General features: G+C 33.9%; 19 protein-coding genes. 8 read left to right on the plus strand and 11 right to left on the minus strand.

Annotation, left to right across the window (positions count from 1 at the left end; translation table 11 throughout):
• The first annotated feature begins 464 nt into the window (after nucleotides 1–464).
• Entirely contained in the window at nucleotides 465–935 is a 471-nt protein-coding gene (locus AC3IS6_RS05675; RefSeq protein ID WP_489164046.1) for an OsmC family protein, read from the plus strand.
• Nucleotides 936–1,335: 400 nt separating this feature from the next.
• Nucleotides 1,336–2,739, plus strand: a complete 1,404-nt coding sequence (locus AC3IS6_RS05680; protein ID WP_489164047.1) for a hypothetical protein — start codon at nucleotides 1,336–1,338, stop codon at nucleotides 2,737–2,739.
• Between the two features lie 394 nt (nucleotides 2,740–3,133).
• On the opposite strand, the gene AC3IS6_RS05685 is transcribed toward AC3IS6_RS05680, so the two are convergent.
• Nucleotides 3,134–3,415, minus strand: a complete 282-nt coding sequence (locus AC3IS6_RS05685; protein ID WP_489164048.1) for a hypothetical protein — start codon at nucleotides 3,413–3,415, stop codon at nucleotides 3,134–3,136.
• A 177-nt stretch (nucleotides 3,416–3,592) separates the two neighbouring features.
• On the opposite strand from AC3IS6_RS05685, the gene AC3IS6_RS05690 reads away from it, so the two are divergent.
• Together AC3IS6_RS05690 and AC3IS6_RS05695 are read left to right on the plus strand one after the other, a co-directional pair.
• Complete coding sequence (locus AC3IS6_RS05690; RefSeq protein WP_489164049.1) at nucleotides 3,593–3,994, plus strand: helix-turn-helix domain-containing protein; 402 nt, start codon at nucleotides 3,593–3,595, stop codon at nucleotides 3,992–3,994.
• 584 nt (nucleotides 3,995–4,578) lie between these two features.
• On the plus strand, nucleotides 4,579–7,623 hold the full coding sequence (locus tag AC3IS6_RS05695) for an ELWxxDGT repeat protein (protein ID WP_489164050.1): 3,045 nt from the start codon (nucleotides 4,579–4,581) through the stop codon (nucleotides 7,621–7,623).
• 123 nt (nucleotides 7,624–7,746) lie between these two features.
• Here AC3IS6_RS05695 and AC3IS6_RS05700 read toward each other — a convergent pair whose 3' ends face one another.
• The 3 genes from AC3IS6_RS05700 to AC3IS6_RS05710 form a co-directional block, all read right to left on the minus strand.
• Entirely contained in the window at nucleotides 7,747–9,258 is a 1,512-nt protein-coding gene (locus tag AC3IS6_RS05700; protein WP_489164051.1) for a hypothetical protein, read from the minus strand.
• A gap of 30 nt (nucleotides 9,259–9,288) precedes the next feature.
• Nucleotides 9,289–9,966: a hypothetical protein gene (locus AC3IS6_RS05705; protein WP_489164052.1), complete on the minus strand. Its 678-nt coding sequence runs from the start codon at nucleotides 9,964–9,966 to the stop codon at nucleotides 9,289–9,291.
• A 203-nt stretch (nucleotides 9,967–10,169) separates the two neighbouring features.
• A complete protein-coding gene (locus AC3IS6_RS05710; RefSeq protein WP_489164053.1) occupies nucleotides 10,170–11,366 on the minus strand; it encodes a C1 family peptidase in 1,197 nt (398 codons plus the stop codon).
• Nucleotides 11,367–11,608: 242 nt separating this feature from the next.
• On the opposite strand from AC3IS6_RS05710, the gene AC3IS6_RS05715 reads away from it, so the two are divergent.
• Both AC3IS6_RS05715 and AC3IS6_RS05720 read left to right on the plus strand, forming a co-directional pair.
• On the plus strand, nucleotides 11,609–12,406 hold the full coding sequence (locus tag AC3IS6_RS05715; RefSeq protein WP_489164054.1) for an AraC family transcriptional regulator: 798 nt from the start codon (nucleotides 11,609–11,611) through the stop codon (nucleotides 12,404–12,406).
• A 79-nt stretch (nucleotides 12,407–12,485) separates the two neighbouring features.
• Complete coding sequence (locus tag AC3IS6_RS05720) at nucleotides 12,486–13,346, plus strand: CPBP family intramembrane glutamic endopeptidase (RefSeq protein WP_489164055.1); 861 nt, start codon at nucleotides 12,486–12,488, stop codon at nucleotides 13,344–13,346.
• Between the two features lie 155 nt (nucleotides 13,347–13,501).
• On the opposite strand, the gene AC3IS6_RS05725 is transcribed toward AC3IS6_RS05720, so the two are convergent.
• From AC3IS6_RS05725 to AC3IS6_RS05750, 6 genes are all read right to left on the minus strand, one after another.
• Complete coding sequence (locus AC3IS6_RS05725; RefSeq protein ID WP_489164056.1) at nucleotides 13,502–14,083, minus strand: DUF4136 domain-containing protein; 582 nt, start codon at nucleotides 14,081–14,083, stop codon at nucleotides 13,502–13,504.
• Nucleotides 14,084–14,540: 457 nt separating this feature from the next.
• Nucleotides 14,541–15,974 (minus strand): pyruvate kinase, encoded by a 1,434-nt coding sequence (gene pyk / locus AC3IS6_RS05730; RefSeq protein WP_489164057.1) that lies wholly within the window; start codon nucleotides 15,972–15,974, stop codon nucleotides 14,541–14,543.
• A gap of 5 nt (nucleotides 15,975–15,979) precedes the next feature.
• Nucleotides 15,980–16,468 (minus strand): IPExxxVDY family protein, encoded by a 489-nt coding sequence (locus tag AC3IS6_RS05735; protein WP_173964763.1) that lies wholly within the window; start codon nucleotides 16,466–16,468, stop codon nucleotides 15,980–15,982.
• 125 nt (nucleotides 16,469–16,593) lie between these two features.
• A complete protein-coding gene (gene rnc / locus AC3IS6_RS05740; RefSeq protein ID WP_489164058.1) occupies nucleotides 16,594–17,334 on the minus strand; it encodes a ribonuclease III in 741 nt (246 codons plus the stop codon).
• Between the two features lie 9 nt (nucleotides 17,335–17,343).
• Nucleotides 17,344–18,597, minus strand: coding sequence for a beta-ketoacyl-ACP synthase II (gene fabF / locus AC3IS6_RS05745; protein WP_173964765.1), 1,254 nt, complete (start codon nucleotides 18,595–18,597; stop codon nucleotides 17,344–17,346).
• Nucleotides 18,598–18,839: 242 nt separating this feature from the next.
• Complete coding sequence (locus AC3IS6_RS05750; RefSeq protein WP_007137004.1) at nucleotides 18,840–19,076, minus strand: acyl carrier protein; 237 nt, start codon at nucleotides 19,074–19,076, stop codon at nucleotides 18,840–18,842.
• Between the two features lie 175 nt (nucleotides 19,077–19,251).
• Between AC3IS6_RS05750 and purN the strand changes: the two genes are divergently transcribed.
• Nucleotides 19,252–19,815, plus strand: coding sequence for a phosphoribosylglycinamide formyltransferase (gene purN, locus AC3IS6_RS05755; protein WP_489164059.1), 564 nt, complete (start codon nucleotides 19,252–19,254; stop codon nucleotides 19,813–19,815).
• A 143-nt stretch (nucleotides 19,816–19,958) separates the two neighbouring features.
• Nucleotides 19,959–20,435 (plus strand): ribonuclease HI, encoded by a 477-nt coding sequence (gene rnhA, locus AC3IS6_RS05760; RefSeq protein ID WP_055097607.1) that lies wholly within the window; start codon nucleotides 19,959–19,961, stop codon nucleotides 20,433–20,435.
• Between the two features lie 67 nt (nucleotides 20,436–20,502).
• Here rnhA and AC3IS6_RS05765 read toward each other — a convergent pair whose 3' ends face one another.
• Nucleotides 20,503–20,850 carry a DUF6249 domain-containing protein gene (locus AC3IS6_RS05765; protein ID WP_173965406.1) on the minus strand — a complete coding sequence of 116 codons (348 nt, stop codon included), beginning with the start codon at nucleotides 20,848–20,850 and terminating at the stop codon, nucleotides 20,503–20,505.
• Between the last annotated feature and the right edge of the window lie 256 nt (nucleotides 20,851–21,106).

Here is a 21,106-nt window from a genome sequence, read left to right on the forward strand (position 1 = left end):
AAAGTAATGGTTTTTTGATGCTAATATCATTATCAAAGCGATCATTTTTTAACTTTTTTCGCGAGTTTTTTTGAATAAAACGCCTATTTATACTGCAAAGTGTCATTTTTACGCAATACAATAGAAGGAAAATTCGTACTTATATGAGAAGTATTTTAAAGATCATTTTGAAGATAAACGGGTTTTGTTAAACATGATTTTGATAAAGATTATTTTATTGGTGTAACAAGACCATTAGGTAAACAAGCCTGTTTGACGGGAATAAATTATGTGGATAACCGAATTGCAACTGTTCAATTGATAGCGCCACATCCAATAAAATAATTACAGACTCAATTCCCCAATTAGAGAGAATGACCGGAAGCAATTCTGGCCACTTTTTGTTTTAGAGAAGTTTGAAGTTTGCTCTTTCGAAGGATTAATTCAAAAACCATAACTTCGCAAGAACAAAAGCGACAATCGAAATGAAACATCTATTTAGAGCAGTAGTAAAATGGACTTTAAAGCAAAAGCAGGAAGATTCAACTAAGAGGTTTTACAGCAAAAGCCACCAGATTCGGATTGAGGGAAAACCGGTTTTAGATGTTTCGGCAGCCAAAGCTTTTAAGGGTGATCCTGAATTGTACAATCCCGAAGATTTGCTATTGAGCAGTTTGGTTTCCTGTCACATGATGTCGTATTTGTATGTATGCTCTCAAAACGGAATAGAAGTTCTCGAATATTCAGATGAGGCAGAAGCAACGCTTGAAGTTTCCCCCAACGGAAGTGGGCGCTTTGTTTTGGCTCATTTAAACCCTAAAGTAAAAATTGCTAACGCTAATCAGATCGAACTGGCGAATGCACTTCATACCAAAGCCAACCAATTGTGTTTTATTGCCAATTCCTGTAATTTCCCTGTATTACATCATGGGAGCTGCGAGGTTCTTACCGTGTAAGTTATAAATGACGTCTTACCCCAAAAAAATGAAAAACTAAAGGTTTAGTTTTGATTTGCTTTTTTCGTGACTACTTTATAAGTCAATTTTTTTAATTTCAAACAGCATCATCATTTTAGAAGTTTTCTCTAATTTGACTAATTCCTTTTTGATAGCTGCTTATAATCTCTCTTTTTTAGGCATTTTTGAGCTTCTGAAGAAGCAGTAATTTCAATTTTAAGGGTTTAAAAAGAGTGTGGTTTTACCAGTTCTTACACAGAAAAACCAGTTATTACATCATACATACCACTTCTTACATACCAAAAATGTTACGTTTTTCACATTATATCTTTGCACTTAAGTATTGAATAATAAGTTATTGATCGTTTAAAGGTATTTTTTTAAAACAAAAACAAAAACAATGAAAAAGATTATAAGTTTAAGCCTCATTCTTATGGCTTTCGCCTCATGCTCTCATGAGGAAGAGAAATCAAGTGAAAATAAACCGGTTGTAGTTGAAGAAATTAAAGATAAGGACACAAGTATATTAGGTGGCTATTCTTCTTTTGAAGTAGATGTAAATGGTACGCCATACAATATAAATACTATTGCCAGTATGGGATACCGAGGCGCAAAAAGTAGTTATGGTTTTAGTCCCTATATTAATTTTGAGATTAATGATGACAATAGCGTTGATGTGTTATGGCTGAATAAAAGCGAAACTTCAAGCGCTGGTCGTAAGCTGAGCAAAATTTCTCTTGACACCAAAAGCTTTGTAAAAAACATTCCTGTACCTGCTGTTGCTAATGTACGAGATAGCTGGTATTTGAACTTTTGCGGTTTAAAAAACGGAGATTATATTGTAGGTTATTCTAAACCAAACAAAGGACCAAATGATGCAAGGGTTTATCATGATGCAGTATATACCAGATTTGATGAATCGGGCAGTGTAAAGTTTTCCGGAATAGGCATGAGTGCTAATTTTGGAGACGGATTTTGGGATCCGGGAACATCGAGTACAAGTCAAATTATATATAATAAAAAAGAAAATGTTTTAGGGCTGTATTCTGGACGTCATGGATATGGAGGACATCAGGCAGGATGGATTGCTTTTATGAATGCGTCAACAGGAGAACCAATAAAAGATAGTAAAGGTCAGAATAGTGGGGATGAGTGGTATATCTCGCATAATTTTGATCAAAGAATCTTAATACCATCTCATAACAGTAAAAAGTACTATACTTTGGCACATGGAGATGCTGGTAATAACAGGGCACTTTTGACAGAGATATGGGATCAGGAAGTTTATTTAGTCACTGGAAACGGAACGCGTTACCGATATTTCGATAAAATTCCCGATAATCCCGGAAATAATAATTATACCGGAACCAGAACGGGAGATTTTATAGAATTGCCCAATGGAAATGTAGCAGTGATGTATTGCACAGAACATGGCAGAAAACAAAGAGATCTTAAACTTGTTATTCTTGGAGGAATGCAAGCAAATAAACCTAGTACATTAAAAGAAGCCTGGGTAACAGAAAATACCGAAAATTTTGTTGGATGGGGCATGCAGATGCATTTGTATGGAAATGATAAAATACTTCTTGCATGGAATGTATTTAAGGATGAAAAAACAGCTGTAGGTACTTATTTTGCGCTTGCAGATCTTAATGGAAATATAATCTCTAAAATAGAAGAATATCCAGAGGCTTTATTAAATCATGGTCAATCTATGAAAATAACCAAAGACGGCAAAAAACTGGTATTTGTTTCTGCCGGAAGTGGAAACAAATTGAAAATAAATGTAATTAATATTAAATAAAAACATCAGACTTTTTAACCCTATAGTTGATGATTCTTTTGTTTACGGATTCGGATTTCTAAATCATTCATAATTTTTTTAAAACAGTTTTTACTAGGAAGCGCTGCAAATTTTGCAGCGCTTTTTTTTATAACAATGTCATGGATTCAGGATTTGAATACAGGCTTTTTCGATTTCCTAATCAGTAAAAGGTTTCTGCGTTCCTTGCGTAAACCTTTGCGGTCTTTGCGGTTAAAAAAGCACGCGGATGTACGCAGATTTTTTTATATTATTTGTCTGAAGATAATTTTTATTCTTAATGTTATAAGTTCTTTTTATATGTCCCTTAGAAATCCGTTTTTATCAGCGTTTTTGCAAAGCGAATCTGCTTAATCCGCGTTCATTTTTTTAAGTGCTAATTTGGGTTCAACATTTCGATACTGGCTTTTTCGATTTCCTGATCAGTAAAAGGATCTAAGGCTTTTGCCAGCATTTTACTGGTTTTAATACAACTGATCATTTTGGTTCGCAGATCGAGATCGTCTCCAATTTCGGTTTTGAGAATGTCCTCAAAAATTTCGGTTAAATAATCGGGTTGGTATCTAAATTCTCCTTCCATCCAAAGCACCGACAGAAATTGAGCTACTGCTGAGATTACTTCATTTTGATTTTGCGGAGTGTAATTTTCTTTTTGCATGGCGTTAAGTTTTTAGATTTATAATTTTTCATTCGTATGAAAAAGATTACTTTTGTTTGAGTCGAAATTAAGCAATAGATGGCATGATTTCCAACAAAGTAAAATTGTATATCACTAAGGCAGACTTGTGTTTTACTACAACAATAATTTCTCAACAATTTTAAATATCTTTGAACTATGAGCACAGTAACAAAACCAAAACATATCGGCAGAAACATTAGCCGAATCAGAGAACTGAGAGGTATGAAACAAGAAGCTTTAGCAATTGCTATTGGTGTGAGCCAACAATCTGTTTCTAATATTGAAGGAAGCGAAATCGTTGATGATGAAAAACTGGCAAAAATTGCTGAGGTACTTGGCGTTTCGGCTGAAGCAATTAAAAATTATAGTGACGAAACAGTACTTAATGTTATAAATAATACTTTTACCAATACTAGTCACGATAGTTCAACTATCAACTCAATTTGCATTCAGCCTAATTTCAATCCACTTGACAAAGTCGTGGAACTTTACGAACGCTTGGTTTTGGCGGAGAAAGAGAAAGTAGAATATTTAGAAAAATTATTGAAAGAGAAGTAATTCTTTTTTAAACATAATATCATTCATATAAAAGAGAGATCTCAAACGAGATCTCTTTTTTTGTTTTAGCGTGTCTGTTTACATTTAAAAGTTTTTGAAACAAAACAGGAATTAAAAATATTTTGTTACGCTTTTTGAAACAAAATTAGAATTTTAGAAAAAATGTTACCGTTTTTGGAACAAATTTGAATAAAATAATAATTTGTTACGGTTTCTTCTTGAAAATAAAATAACAATCAAATTCAAAATTTAGTTCGATTGATAAGGTTGTAGCACTATACAAATGCTTGGTTCTGGCTGAAAATGATAAAGTGGAGCATTTGGGGAAGTTGTTGAAGGGCTAGTAGGGGTTTTGTGAGATTTTATTATGTTCTTCTGAGGATTAGAATTAGATTAAATAGATCCATTTTTGTATAATCAATCTTGTGAAAAACATTTAATAAACACACACATACACATATTTCTTACTTTTAATTACTAAACAGTTTTAAATCTTAATGTTTTTTTTAAATTCGTCATTTGATTAAATCAAGCTAAAATCGCTATTTAACTAATTCAATTACTTTTAGAATAAAAAAAAATACATGAAGAAAACACTACTATTTGCATTATTTCTTTTTATAAACTTTATAAAAGCTCAGACATTAGCCACAACTTATGATGCAACTGCGATCGAAATTAACCTTACTGGGCAAGGTTACGGTCCTAAAAATTTAACTAAAACAAAGACGAAAATCTTCTTTTCGGCTGAAAATAAGACCGAGGGAAGAGAATTATGGACATTCAATCCTGTTACAAACATTACGACGTTGGTTAAAGATATTTATCCAGGAGAATATAGTGGTATTGAAAATTCTGTTTTTTTTGTGATAGATGAAATTTTATATTTCTCTGCAAATGATGGGGTAAGTGGACAAGAATTATGGAGAAGTGATGGCACAACTAATGGAACTTATATTGTAAAAGATATTAATCCCGTCGGAAGCAGCTCAATAACTAACCTTATTGCATACGAAAACAATATTGTATTTAGTGCAAATGATAATATTAATGGACAGGAGCTATGGATTAGTGATGGAACTGCTTCTGGAACAAAAATTCTAAAAGATATCAGAAATGGAATTAAAGGCAGTGATATTTCAGAGTTTTTCTTTTTTAATGATGCATTGTTTTTTTTAGCTAACGATGGAATAAACGGAAATGAATTATGGAAAAGTGACGGTACAACAGATGGTACAACTATGCTAAAAGATATAAATCCAGGACTATACAACAGTATGATGCCTCCAGGTAAATTTATCGTTTTTAAAGATAATTTTTATTTTCTTGCAAATGATGGTGAAAATGGAAACGAATTATGGAGAAGTGATGGAACAACAAATGGTACACAATTATTTAAAGAACTAATTCCTGGATATAGTGGTAATTTTAGCAATATAAATGGGGCTACAACAGATTCCTATTTTGTTTTTGCTGCTGCAGCTCCATCTGTTGGAATAGAATTATGGAAAAGCGATGGAACAGCTGCTGGAACCTTTTTCTTAAAAGATATTAATCCTTTATCATTACAGAGCTCCCTATTTAACGCTCAATTTGTTACCTTCAACAATAAAGTTTTCTTTACGGCTAATGACGGGACTCTAGGAACAGAATTATGGGCAACAGATGGTACAGAAAATGGAACACAAATAGTTAAAGATATCTGGCCAGGACTACTTGGCAGTTATATTTACAAACTGACTTCAACTGCTAATTTCTTAATTTTCTCAGCATCAGAAAACAATCATGATTCCAGTAGTTTATGGAAAAGCGACGGAACAACCTTGGGGACTAACATTCTAAAGGACATTGAAACAAGATCGACTACAGCTTATGAATTAGATTTTATAGAATTAAACAATAACATTTATTTCCAAGCGGGATATAATGGCATAAATGGCGTTGAATTGTGGAAAACTGATGGTACAATAAATAACACTGTATTGGTTAAAGATATTGATCACAGGGGCTCTTCTAATCCTAAAAAATTTACCCATTTTGATGGTAAACTAATTTTCGCAGCTAATAATGGAGTTAATCAAGAAGAAGTATTTATAACCGATGGTACAATTGAAGGTACCAGAATGCTTAAAGACATAGAGGTTAGAAATAATTTTATTTCTAGTGACTATAAATTTATTTTTACTAAGTCAGGAAAAAATGTTTTTTTTAGAACAACAGATGGTTCTACCGGTTTTGAATTATACAAAACAGATGGCTCAGAAAATGGAACTCAATTAGTAAAAGATATTGCTCCAGGAAGCGCTAGTGGTTTAAGTGATTATCAGTTACTTATGGAATTTAATAATGTTTTTTATTTTAAAGCTGATGATAAAGTTCACGGTGAAGAGCTATGGAGAAGTGATGGAACTGACGAGGGAACTTATATGCTTAAAGACATTAATCCCGGATCAGGAAGTGGGATATATGGTTCGAATATACCGTATTTTAATCCCTATCTTATTACAAACGAGAAATATTTTGCAGTAATAAATAACACGTTATACTTCTCTGCTTTTGATGGTAATGATTATTCTATTTGGAAAACGGATGGGACTTCAGGAGGAACAATTAAAATTATCAATACTCAATCAACAGGAGGTCTAAGTAATCCACCAATAATAATAAATTCAGTAAAGGGAAAATTTTTCTTTAAAACTACTACAGCTAATCCTAATTACGGATCGGGATATGATAGTTTGTGGTCAACAGATGGTACACAAAACGGAACAAAATTATTAGGTAAATGGATGCCTGTAGATAATCAATTTGTACAAGGTGTTGTATACAATAACGATTTTTATTGTACTCTACAAACGGATCAAGGGCAAGCAATACTAAAATCTGATGGTACAACTTCAGGTACAAATATTTTAAAAAACGATTTACCGATTGGTAATTATTTTAAATCTCTAAAATCTTGTGGGAAATATTTATATTTTACTACGAGTAGTGATCTTTATTCGATTGAAAATGAAATATGGCGGACCGATGGAACAACTAATAATACTGTTTCTCTTGAAAAAATAGAGCCACTACCCTTCGGATACATTTCTAATTGCACTTGTGTTCAAAATAATTTACTTTATATCAAAAATGGTATGTCAAGCAAAAAAATTTATTATTTCAATGATGGAATAAGGACACCGAACTATTTTGAAGTTAACGTAAGTAATTCTGAAAATTTTAAAGAAAATGAAGGAATTATGAGTTTAGTAAATTATGGTCAGAACTTAATTCTAACAGGATATACCGAAAACGGCGGAGCTGAACTTTATTACTTAAAAATGGAAGGACTGCTTGGACTGAATAATCCCGATAAAGACAATTCAAAGTTAGATAAGTTAAGTAATATTAACCTTTTCCCAAATCCAGCCTCCTTAAATGAAAGAATTTATGTTACTACTAATGACCATACTGAAATAAAAAATATAGAAATATATAATGTTTTAGGTGCAAAGATTCAAAGTGGGGATTTTAATGTTTCTGAAAAGACTAATTTGGATTTAAAAATACTTAGCAAAGGAATCTATTTTGTTAAAATAGAAACTCAAAATTATACAGAAGTTAAGAAGTTGCTTATAAATTAATTACTGTGATTTATGAAATAGAAAAAGCGCTACAAATTTTTGCAGCGCTTTTTCCATTTTATAAAAGAGCTCGAATAAACCCCTAACTTCTTAACCATATCTAGAGGAATTCTCGATTTTATACTACGCCGGAATTTTCCCTTCTGAGATGAATTTCAAACCTGAAATACTGGGTAAAAACAAATACAAACTACCATCTGTACGCACAAAACGTGTTAGGTTTGGGGTTTCTATATAAGTTCCCTTTTTATTATAAGCAAAAATAGAATTGTCCGGACTAGTATCTTCGACCTGTGGTCCAAAAATTGGATCAACTCCACTACGATTGGGTGATGTATCCGGATTTCTAAAACCTCCCCGCTCCAACCAGGCTTTGGTAACAAAACGAAACTGAAAATCAAGAACAGCTCCAATAAACAATCCAACCAATCCTCGTTGTATGCCAGGTTTTTCGGCAGGATCATACACGGGACCGTAAGGTGATGCCCGCCTTAGAATTCGATGGGTTTCGGCATTATCATCATTGTCGGTCACGTTTATGTCATCACGTGGGTTTGCTCTCCGTATGTGTGCTGCATAAGGACATTTTAAAGCCAGTTCATCACTGCTTTGATCGCCTTGCTGATTTGGACTTGCCTTTAAGTAATTAAAGTTGGTAAAGTTGAAGTTTTTGGTACTGGGTTCTCCCAGACTTTTATCTTCTTTATTGGGAGATACAACAAGAGGTGTACCGTCGCGCCAGCGTCCGCAAATCTTTGCAGCCATTAATTCGGGTGAAGTTTCACTGTTGGAATGAATGAAAGCATTAAACTTGGCTTCGTCCTGATACAACAATCTAAAAGCCGCAAAAGTGCCATTTACTAATAGGGTATGGGCATTATAATCCTTTGCTTTTTTACTTATTACAAAGCGATCCAAAGGTACTTTTGGTCGGTCATCGATACTGCTTATGCCCATTAATTTTAGCATTTTGGGTTTGTTCCACAAAATATCATCAATACGTGGCTGAGACAAACTATCGCGATATCCAAAATGTACATAATCTGAATTTCCGTCGACGGTTATGGGATCTGAATCCTGATAATATGCCGGAACTACAGCTGGTCCTGATGGCGTTTCGGCTATCATACCCAACAAATCCGAATAGTATTTTTCTCTGTTTTCAGTTGTTAAGGTAAAAAGCGTCAATTGAATATGAAGCTCACTGCCATCAGTACTTGGTGCTTCTTTTGCAATCCACCCTCCGTTTTTCCACCAGTTTGCAGGAGCACTCTCTCCGGTGTCACCCATTAGTCGGGCATCAGTTATTGCTCCTTTTTTAAAGGCTAGAAATACTTCGGCACTCGAGTCATCCTTGACCGTTTTACTATTATCTTTACCTATCAGTTTTTCTAAACCGAAGTATGTAAAACCAATATTAAGACAATAGTCCGGTTTTTGCATGTTTTCCCAAGGCTCTGCACTGGTGATCGACAAACCACCGGGAGCGGTTCCCGAAGCAAGATCTGCACAAAATTGTTTTGCTCCGTCGGGATCTTTTATACTGAAAATAATATATCGGATGTGAGGGAAATTATAACCTCGTAATATTAGTCCCTGTATATCATTCATCTCAATTTGATTGGAATTACTCATCGTTTATCTTCATTAAGATTAGATTTAAAACTATTCGCAATCCGGTTTTTGAGCTTTTGGGAAATTATAACTTACCTGACCCGGAACTGCTGGCCATGTTTTATCGGCATTTGGATAGTTATCAATAATTTTTGCTACTGTAAGTCCTGGAAAGTTGGTGCCAAAAATATATTTTCCATCTTTATCACCTGCAGAAAAAACAGGATCTCCAAAATTGTAACGCATCAACAAGCAGTAAAATGCAGCTTTATTTTTAACCACTCCGCCTCTGTCTTTGTCTCTTATAAATTTTGCCGATGTTGGTCCATCCGGATCCACACCCGGAATTCCTTCTTCGTCCATAAGATGTAACAAGAAGTTTAAACCCTTCACAACCTCCTTTATCTTGAAGAACGCTCCGATATAATCATCAAATTGCCCGTCATAGATAGACATTACTACCAATACATCTTTTCCCGGATAAGACTGAAATCCCGGAACAGGTATCCCTGGAGTTGGAGCTCCGTCTGCTTGTGCATAAATGGTAAAATAATGTACTCCTGTTGTTTTACGGAGATCTCCAACGGGAGGTTCTGTAGTGGCAGCTTCTCTAATGCTTTGAGCAGCAAGTAATGCTTCGGGCAAAGTGCCTTTTTTTAATGGAATAAATAAAAATAACAGATGTTGCTGATCTGTAATAGGTACTGTGATTACTGGGGGTGTTGACATGATTTAGTTGTTTATTGGATTGCCCTACTCTGTTAAGGCTTTTCGGGAGACGCCTCTTAATTGCTTAAGCAAGACGAATTTAGACATACTAAACACAATCAATACCAGTACTTATACCTGATTTACAATAGGTTAAATTTCAAAAAAAATAGCGCTGCAAGTAATTGCAGCGCTATTTTATATTTTTGAAAATATGGAATAAATTATACCCCTAATTTTTTAGCAATCTCAGCAGGGATTCCGCCTTTGTTTACTAATAAAGCAGTTGTTTTGTATTTTACAAAATTCTTAGTTACAAACAAGAAACCTTTGTAGTCGTTTGTTTCTCCCCATGAATTTTTAACGATGTAATATTCTTTTCCGCTTTGATCTTTGGCAAGACCAATGATGTGCATTCCGTGATCGTCAGTAGTAGTGTAGTTGTCAAATGCAGTCTGACGCATTTCAGGAGTAATTTCCGGCTCAGCTTTTGGTCCGTTAAACATGTCTGCTTTTTCTTCAGCAGTCATGTCGTCGAATTTTTTTGTAGCCACATAAGCTACACCATTTTTCCAGCTAAAGCTTTTCTCGCTCACATCTGTTGCCCACGCTACAGTATATCCTTTTTTCAGTGCATTGTCGATAACATCGGTCATGTCGTTTACTTTTACGTTGTAAACCTGATCCAATGACCAGTTATCCGGCACCATCATAGTCGTTTTTTGGTAGTATGGAGAGGTAGTAAAAGAAGACATTTCTATATACTCATCAGGATTAATTCCTACCACTTCTTTAGCAAAAGTTTGAGGTGTATAGTTTTTTCCTTTGTAGTTAAAGTTATCCGGTACTTTACCTAAATAAGAATCAATTACCGCTGCATAGGCTTTTTTCCAGTTTGGTGTCAGCTCTCCGTTAGGGTTTTTTACTACTACTGCCAAAACACTTTCGATTAAAGCGCCCATTTCGCCAAATTTGTTTTTATCTGTTCCGTAGTTTAATCCTGTATATACTTCTCTCGGAACAGTTCCGTACTTTTTGTACATATTAATTACATCATGCAAAGCTCCACCGTCACCAAGACTAATAGCTCCATGCATACGAACATAGTTTTCTCCTTTGTCAACATATACGTTTCTTGCCGAAAAAATTTGAGACAATTCAACCGGTTGCTTTCCTAAACGAATCATTTCTGATTCTAAGAATGAGTTGGTTGAATAACTCCAGCAAGTTCCTGATGAACCCTGAGCTTTTACAGAAGTTGTTCCTAAATTGATAACCTCGGTAAATTTAAAGTTTTCTTTACTTTTGTCGCTGGCGTTTAATTTAAGTGAGTTTACTAAAACGTCCTGCGCAAAACAGCCTGCTGTTCCAGCCAAAAATACCGATGCTGCAAACACTGATTTGAATGAAAATGTATTCATAATTTATATTTAATGTTTTGATAAATTAGTTGTCGTAATTTAAATTTTGTTACAAAACAATTAAATTTTAACTAATAAAACTAACCTGAAACCGTTAATTTTTATAAAATGTTTTTTTTAAGCTAGAAAAACCTACAAACAATGTAAAATCAGATACGATTTTAGAATCAAATCCAAATGACGATTTGTTTCTCTAAAATATGTAGTATTTTGGTTCTTGTAATTACCTTTAATATTACAAAATGTACGAGCTCGAAAAAGAGAAATATCTAGGAAACACCAAAAACATTTTTAACAATACGCAAGGGATTGCTGTAGTTGAAACTGAATATAAAAGTAAGGTTTACGAAGGTTGGCATTCGCACAATAATGCGCACATTACTCTTTTCCTAAAAGGAGGAACAGCCGAAAAACGAAAAAACTCCAGTACTATTGTGGGCCCGGGATCGTTATTGTTTTACCATAGTGATGAACTGCATCTTAATCAGGAGACGCTGTTTCCGTCTAAAAACATTAATATTGAAATTGAAGAAAATCTGTTGAAAGAACTTCAGTTAACAGAAGCCATTATCGAAAGATCGGTTCAGAATACGACATTGGCTAAATTTTTAATTCTGAAGATTTTTAAAGAATCTCAGATTGCCGATGCTTTTTCCGGAGATACCATTGCAATGTTGTTTGCACAATTATCCAAAGACAATAATCATTTGGACCAATTTGAAAAAAGCCCGTTCTGGGTAAAAAACTTAAACGAATTATTAAATGATTGCTGGAACGAGAATCCAAGTCTGCACGATCTGGGACAGATTTTAAATTTAAACCCCATTACGATTTCTAAACATTTTCCTAAATACTTTGGCTGTACTTTGGGAGAATATATGCGTCGAATTAAAATAGATCGTTCGCTTACGCTTATACAATCTAACCAAACGAATCTAACCGAAATTGGTTTTCAATGTGGTTTTGCAGATCAAAGTCACTTTATAAGAACCTTTAAAAATCAAACCGGATTTTTACCCAAACAATTTCAAAAATTATAACGAAGGCAAATTTCATTCTATTTTTTGGTTTTGGTGCCAGCTACTTTTGCTACATCATAAATCACTAAATCAAATTAAAATGGAAACGCTTACTTTAAAACAAAAAACGTTTAATTCTCCCATAACCAAAGTTATTCTTGCCTTACTTACTTTTATGGCAGTTGTTATTATTGGTCAGCAAATTGCAGCAAAATTACTGGGATTAACTCCACTTGATAAAGATTATCGTAATCTTTTAAAAGGGCTTTTTGTTTCGGCATCATGCATTTTTAGTTACATTCTTTTTTTTAAAAAGTATGATAAAAGAATAATAAAAGAATTAGCATTAAAAGGGCTTTCAAGAAATCTGCTTATTGGAACTTCAATCGGTTTTATTTTGCAATCACTCACTATTTTAGTGATTTATATTAACGGAAGTTATAGTGTTGTAAGTATCAATCCTATTTCGTTTATCTTGATTCCGTTTTCCATTATGTTTACTGTTGCCATTATTGAAGAAATATTGGTACGTGGTATTATATTTAGAATTATGGAGGAAAAACTGGGAAGTTATATTTCACTTACAATTTCCTCAATACTATTTGGTGTTTTTCATCTTGCAAATCCGCATAGTAGCTTTCTGTCGGGCTTATGCATTACTACCGCAGGTTTTTTATTTGGCGCCGCTTTTATTTACAGTCGTAGTTTATGGTTTCCGATTGCATTACATTTTGCCTGGAATTTTACACAATCAGGCATTTACGGAGCAATCACATCTGGAAACGAAAAAACGAGTAGTTTAATCGTGAGCAAAATACAAGGTTCAGTATTGATAACTGGAGGAGAATTTGGACCCGAAGGAAGTATTCAGGCGACATTGTTTTGTCTTATTGCGACTATTATCTTATTGGTATTAAGTCATAAAGAGCATAAGATTATAAAGCCTTACTGGATTAAATAGTTTTTAGCTACTAATTTCACGTATTGATATATCAATACAAATTCCCGACCTGGTTAAGTCGGGAGTTTTTTAATTCCATCCTAGATGGGCTTCGGTTACGATACTGAGTTAACAGATCTGTAGTGTATTTTAGAGATTGTTTTTAGGGTATAAGCTTATTTTTTTGTTAATCCGGGAGGAAATCCGGCCATAATTTTTTTGATAGATGAGGTAATAAATTCTTCCGGATTGTTGGGTTTGCTGTCTATTTGAGCATTACCAATTCCTTGCCATACCAGTTTTTGTGTTTTTGTAGATACAATATCAATGATCAGAGAGCCATCAACATAATCGTAGGTATTGACTGTTGTATTGGCGCCTCCCATGATGGGACCTCCACCCCAATATCGATATGGACGATACATACCGCCATAACCATAAAAATCTGTGTTTGCTGATACTGAAGTTTTGGTTTTTAAGATCGATACTGCATTTACTTTGAGATCCGGGTTTGTAGTGGTTTCTGTAAAACCTTTACTAATCATTTCGCTACGGATGGCTTTTGTTACACGATCAACATTTAATTGACTGACCTGTCCTTCCTGTGCTTTTAAGTCGTAAACAGTAAACGTTTTGTACTCGTTGAAATTAGTACTGGGATCATAATCGGTGGTAACTTTTACAGTAGGTGAGCAGCTGTAAATTAAACCCAATAGAAGTATTGGGATTATACGAAGATTCTTTCTTTTAATATTCATCTTGTGGTGTTTAAATTAATGATTAAATTAGTTTAATTTGATATTATTAAAATTTTGATAAAATCCAGAGTATAAATAAAAGGGAATGTTTTTGTAAGTAATTATTATTAATATATATATCGCTACGTAGTTAAAGATAAATTATTTTATTTAAACGGCATAATACTAGATGTAAAATTCTTACTTGTTAGTCTTCAACAATTGATCACGATTAAAGAAAATTCCAGGTTTTATGCGGGTATTGTTTTCCCTGAAGTACAACCTAATTGTTCTGTTCATCTTTAGAAATAATCCGATAAAACAGATCTTTGTAAATCATGTATTTCCAGCTTCGACTATGATTTTGACCACAGAGCTGGTGGTAAGATTTTTTTTAAGTGTTTTAAAATTAAACAATAAAAAAGCCATTCGATAATCGAATGGCTTTTCGGTGTGAATGTATACTTTAAAAAGTGAACTATTCTATTTCAGAAACTCTCATGGTGTTTACCATTCCTTTTTCTTTAATTGGCATTGCTGCAAGGTTGATTAGATAATCTCCTTTTACAACATATCCTTTTTCTCTTGCGATTTCGTTAACATCAGTTACAGTATCATCTGTACTTTCGTCTTTGTCATAGAAGTAAGACCTTACTCCCCATAATAAATTCAATTGTGTTAAGATTCTTCTGTTTGAAGTAAATACTAAAATATGTGCAGATGGTCTCCAGGCTGAAATTTGGAAAGCCGTATAACCACTGTTTGTCAAAGTACAAATTGCTTTTGCCTTGATTTCATTAGCCAATAAAGCTGCTTGATGGCAAACCGTTTTAGTAACAAAACGTTTTGTTTTAATTTGTGGCGTGTTTTGTGGAACCTGAATAAGCGGAGAATCTTCAACCGCCTCACAAATTTGTGTCATTTTTTGAATAACCTGTACCGGATAGTTTCCTGTAGCAGTTTCTCCGGATAACATTACCGCATCGGCACCATCCATTACTGAGTTAGCAACGTCGTTTACTTCAGCTCTTGTAGGAGTTAAACTTGTAATCATTGTTTCCATCATTTGTGTAGCAACGATAACCGGAATTCTCGCAGTTTTTGCTCTGCGGATCAAGTCTTTTTGTACCAATGGTACTTCGTGAGCTGGAAGTTCAACACCCAAATCTCCACGAGCTACCATTAAAGCATCACAATAAGCTACAATTTTATCAATGTTCTCAAGAGCTTCCGGCATTTCAATTTTAGCTACAATTGGAATTTTATGCTCTGAATGTTTAGCGATTAATTCTTGAAGATCTTGCAAATCGCGAGGTGTTTTTACAAACGAAAGTGCAATCCAGTCTACTTTTTGTTCAATAGCAAAAATAGCATCAGCAATATCTTTCTCTGTTAAAGCCGGTAAAGAAATCTTAGTGTTTGGAAGATTAACTCCTTTTTTAGACTTTAATTCTCCACCCTGAATAACTTTAGCAGTAACTTCTGATTTTTTATCAGTAGTAAGAATTTCGAAAATCAATTTACCGTCGTCCAATAAAATGCGCTCTCCCGGATTAACATCATTTGGGAAATTTTGATATTTCATGAATACTTTCTGAGCAGTTCCAATAATATCTTCAGCAGTTGTAAAAGTAATGATGTCACCATCATTTACAACTGTTCCTTCTTCCATTGCCCCAACTCTAAGCTTTGGCCCCTGTAAATCTCCTAAGATTGCAGTAGTGTAACCAAACTCTTCATTAAGACCTCTAATAATATTGATTTTATCTTTTACTCCTTCGTAATCAGCATGCGAAAAATTGATTCTAAACACATTAACCCCTGCCTCGATCATATCCTTGATAATCTCCCTCGTACTACATGCAGGCCCAAGTGTAGCAACAATTTTGGTTTTTTTGTTTGTTTTTAGCATTTTTTTTAAAAAATTAGATTGTTTTTTGATTTTATTTTGTCGGTATCGACAGCATATATAGCTGCAATACTTTCTATTTTGTTTAATTGTTGTTGAATTTCTGAAAAGTCAAGAGCTTCTTCGCTATTGTCTACTTTCAGGAAAAAATCTACTTTTTTGAATTCAGGAAGTAAATGAATTGTTGTTGAAACCTCACTTGTCTCATTGGAAAACAAATCTTGAGAATCATTTTTACTCACTGAAATGATCTCATTTTTATTCTGAATCAGATTCCATGAAACTGCTTTTTCGGAATCATAATAATAAAATCTCGAAAAATTTGCCTCGCCTTCTTTAGTTTGAGCATGGATCTCGTTTTTGCTCTTACTTAAGTTTATCGGAAGGTTTTTATTGATAAAATAGGCCAATCTGTAATCTTCCAATGAAGTGTGGATTGCCATTAAATAATAATCAATTTCGTCAAATTCGTCTAAATCCAATCTATGAATAGCCATGTCATGAAAAATAAAGGTGTAAATATACTATTTCTAACGGAGCATCGATAGTTAAGAAGTGTATGTTTTTGTTAAATTATAAACGAAAACGTTATAGCTTTAAGATAGTTACAAGTGTTTTGTAGCTATTTCTTGTCTATTTTTTCCTGAAATGCAAAATATGCCCTTTGTGAGGCTTTTTCTTCTGCTTTCTTTTTTGAAGTTGCGCGTGCTCTTGCGACTACTTTATCGTCTATACTTAATTTGACGCCAAACAGGCGTTGGCCATCAATGCCGTTATCTTCAAAAATGTCATAGTGAAAGATTCTTTTTTCTTTCTGACACCATTCGATAACCAAGCTTTTATAGCTAATTACTTTTCCCTCAAGTCGAGCTATATCTACATAAGGTGTAATCACTCTTTTTTGAATAAATTTTTCACAAAACGAATATCCTTTATCCAGATAAATGGCTCCAATAAGGGATTCGAAAATATTACCATGAATGTTTTCTCCAAAGTGCTGGATAGGAACTTTGCTTTCTACAAAGCGAACCAGATTCAGATCTTTACCCAACTCATTCAAATGCTCGCGACTTACAATTTTCGAACGCATTTTAGTAAGATAACCTTCGTCACCGTTGGGCGCTTTATTAAACAAATGTGCTGCAATTACGGCACTTAACATAGCGTCTCCTAAAAATTCCAATCGTTCGTAATTGATCGGGTGTCCCGACTCGTCTAATTTATTTGAAGATCGGTGTGTAAAAGCTTTCTTATAAAAATCGATAGAGGCAGGTTGAAAACCAAGTATTTTCTGAATAGTGTCAAAAAAAATCCCGTCTTCTAGAGAACGGGATTTTGAAAATATTTTTTTGATAATATTCATATGCAGAAATTAGTCCACTAATTTTTTAAACAATACGCAAGCATTGTGTCCACCAAAACCAAAAGTGTTACTCATAGCAACGTTTACTTCTCTTTTTTGAGGTTTGTTTAAGGTAAGATTCAATGAAGGATCAATGTTCTCATCTACTACAGTATGATTAATCGTTGGAGGTACAATTCCGTGCTGCATTGCTAAAATAGAAGCAATTGCTTCAATAGCTCCAGCGGCACCAAGTAAGTGACCTGTCATTGATTTTGTAGAGTTAATGTTGATTGTTTTTGCATGTTCTCCAAAAACAGCGCTGATTGCTTTTAATTCAGCAACATCTCCTAAAGGAGTAGAAGTTCCGTGAGTATTGATATGATCAACATCTTCAGGATTCATTCCGGCATCTCTAAGGGTATTTTTCATTACTGCAATAACTCCAATTCCTTCCGGATGTGGTGCTGTTAAGTGGTAAGCATCAGATGACATTCCGCCACCGCCAATTTCACAGTAAATTTTTGCACCTCTGGCTTTTGCATGTTCGTAATCTTCAAGAACTAATGCTCCGGCTCCTTCTCCTAATACAAAACCGTCTCTGGTTCCGTCAAAAGGTCTTGAAGCAGTTTCAGGGCTTTCGTTTCTTGTTGATAAAGCATGCATAGAGTTAAAACCTCCCATACCGGCAATGGTAATAGCAGCTTCTGAACCACCGGATACAATAACATCGCACATTCCTAAACGGATGTAGTTGAAAGCATCAATTAATGCATTTGCAGAAGATGCACATGCAGAAACAGTAGTATAATTTGGTCCCATATATCCGTTACGCATCGAAATGTGTGCAGGTGCTATATCGGCAATCATTTTAGGGATAAAAAACGGATTAAATTTTGGAGTTCCGTCTCCTTTAGCATAATAAATTACTTCTTCCTGGAAAGTTTCTAAACCTCCGATTCCTGCTCCCCAGATAACACCTACTCTTTGTTTGTCGATATTGTCATTAGTAAGTCCGGCATCTTTAATAGCTTCATCACTGGCAGCAACAGCATATTGAGCGAATTTATCTAATCTACGAGATTCTTTACGATCCATAAAATCTTCAATATTGAAGTTTTTTACTTCACAGGCAAATTTCGTTTTATGCTTCTCTGTATCATAATATGTGATAGGAGCCGCTCCGCTAACTCCATTCACAAGTGCATTCCAATATTCCTGGATATTATTCCCGATAGGAGTAAGTGCACCTAATCCTGTTACAACAACTCGCCTTAATGCCATAAATATGTATTTTGTACTTTAAACAAATAAAACCCACGCTTTCTTAACTGTACTGTTTACTTAAGAGCCATGGGCATTACAATATAAATATATCTTTTTGATTGAAAATCAATCGAAATTTAAATTTGAAAAAAAATAATAACACCCGACTCTTAAAAAAATCAAATTTCAAAAATCAAATTCCAATTTTGGAATTTTGAATTTCAAAAATTGGGGATTTTTAGAAATCGGGTGCAGTATTATTATTTTTTAGCTTCTTCGATATAAGAAATAGCTTGACCAACAGTAGCAATGTTTTCTGCTTGATCGTCTGGAATTTGAATATCAAATTCTTTTTCGAATTCCATAATAAGCTCAACAGTGTCTAATGAGTCAGCTCCTAAATCATTAGTGAAGCTTGCTTCTGTTACAACTTCGTTTTCGTCAACACCTAATTTGTCTACGATAATCGCTTTTACTCTTGATGCAATGTCTGACATAATCTTTAATTTTAGAATTTAATTTGTTGGCAAAAATAAAAAACTTTATTTTAAAACAACTATTTAGTTTATAAATGTAACACTAATTTATAAAATTAATTTCAAGAAAGACTTTTTAATGCTATTTATTTTCGATTTTTATTCCGTTTTTTGCAGTCTAAAAATAAATTGGATTATGAAAAAAATTATTGTTTTTGCCTCAGGATCAGGTACTAATGCTGAAAACATTATAAAATATTTTGCGAAGACCAAAATTGCAAGCGTCGTTTCGATTTTTACAAATAACGCTTCAGCAAAAGTTATTGAAAGAGCAAAAAATCATCAAATTCCAGTCGAAATCTTCTCAAAAAACGAACTTTTGGAAAGAAATGTTTTACAAAAAATACAAGAAATAGATCCGGATCTGATAGTTCTTGCAGGTTTCTTATTGAAATTTCCAGAGAATATAATAGAACAATATCCGGATAAAATAATAAACATACATCCTGCGCTTTTACCTCATTATGGAGGTAAAGGAATGTATGGCATGCACATACACAGAGCTGTAGTTGATAATAAAGAGAAAGAAACAGGAATCTCTATTCATTTTGTAAATGAAAATTATGATGAAGGCGGTATCATCTTTCAGAAAAGTGTAGCCCTAACCGAAGAGGACACCCCGGAAACAGTGGCCGAAAAGATTCATGAACTGGAACAAAAGTATTTTCCGGAAATAATTTCGAGATTACTAGAGGATTAAACTTTCAAAAAAAACAAACCATATAAGCCATATAGGAATATATAAGTTATACTCTTAAATAACGATTATCATATTTGACAAAGAAATATAAGACGTAAGTATTAAATGAACTTATATCTCTTATATGGTTAAAAAAAACAAAAATGAATCACGAAGTACATATATATACGGATGGCGCTGCAAAAGGAAATCCCGGAAACGGGGGGTATGGTGTGGTGATGGAATTGGTAGGAACTCCCCATAAGAAAGAATTCTATGAAGGTTTTCGTCTTACTACCAATAATAGAATGGAGCTTTTGGCTGTAATTGTGGGGCTCGAAAAGTTAAAAAAGCCAAACATGAAAGTTTTGGTAGTTTCCGATTCAAAATATGTAATCGATTCTGTTGTAAAAAAATGGGTTTTTGGTTGGGAGAAAAAAAACTATACCGGTAAGAAAAATCCTGATTTATGGAAGCGTTTCCTGATTATCTACCGTAAACATCAGGTCGATTTTAAATGGATTAAAGGTCATAACAATCATCCTCAGAACGAACGTTGCGATGAATTGGCAGTTATGGCATCCATGCAAAAGAATCTTTCTGTCGATGTTTATTACGAAACCATTGGCTCAAAGTCATAAAAAAAAACGCGTCGGAAACAATGGTTTCGACGCGTTTTTTTGTTGTTAAAAGTATTACTTACTGTTTTTACTCTTTGTCTAAATCTTTTGCTTTGCTGAATCCGGCAAGTAAACCAACTCCTGCCATAATAAAAATAATAGACGGATATACTGCTGAATCTGACAGCGAAGTATAAGTTGTAATAAGTAAGGCAACAAAAATACCAACACCGCTTCCTATTAATAGAAAGGCCAAGTTTAAAACAAGAACCTTCCAGGTCGGAACACCTTTTCCGCTCCCTTTTAAAAAGATGCTAGCGTCAACGCCTTTTTCGATAAGTGCTAAACGCTCTCTGTTTCTGGTCGAGTAAATAAGATAAATGATCCCGAAGATCATTAGAAACAGGCTGATTGGTACTAAAATTTCTGGTCCCATATTTTTTATTGTTTAATTGATTGATACTCCATAGGACGATACCTTTTAATTTTAGGTTACAACTTTTTGTAAAAAAAATCAATTTTTAAATTCAAAATCCCAAAACATGCTGATTATGAGTTAATTTTGAATGTTGAAACTTTACCAAAGTTCTAACAAACTCAACAATTGGAATTTAGAGTTTGAGATTTGAAATTTATTTTTTTGAGATTTATTTTAAAATTCTTGTAACCTGGAATAACAAACTATCGTCCTA

The sequence above is a fragment of the Flavobacterium sp. KH_035 genome (genome assembly GCF_057839565.1).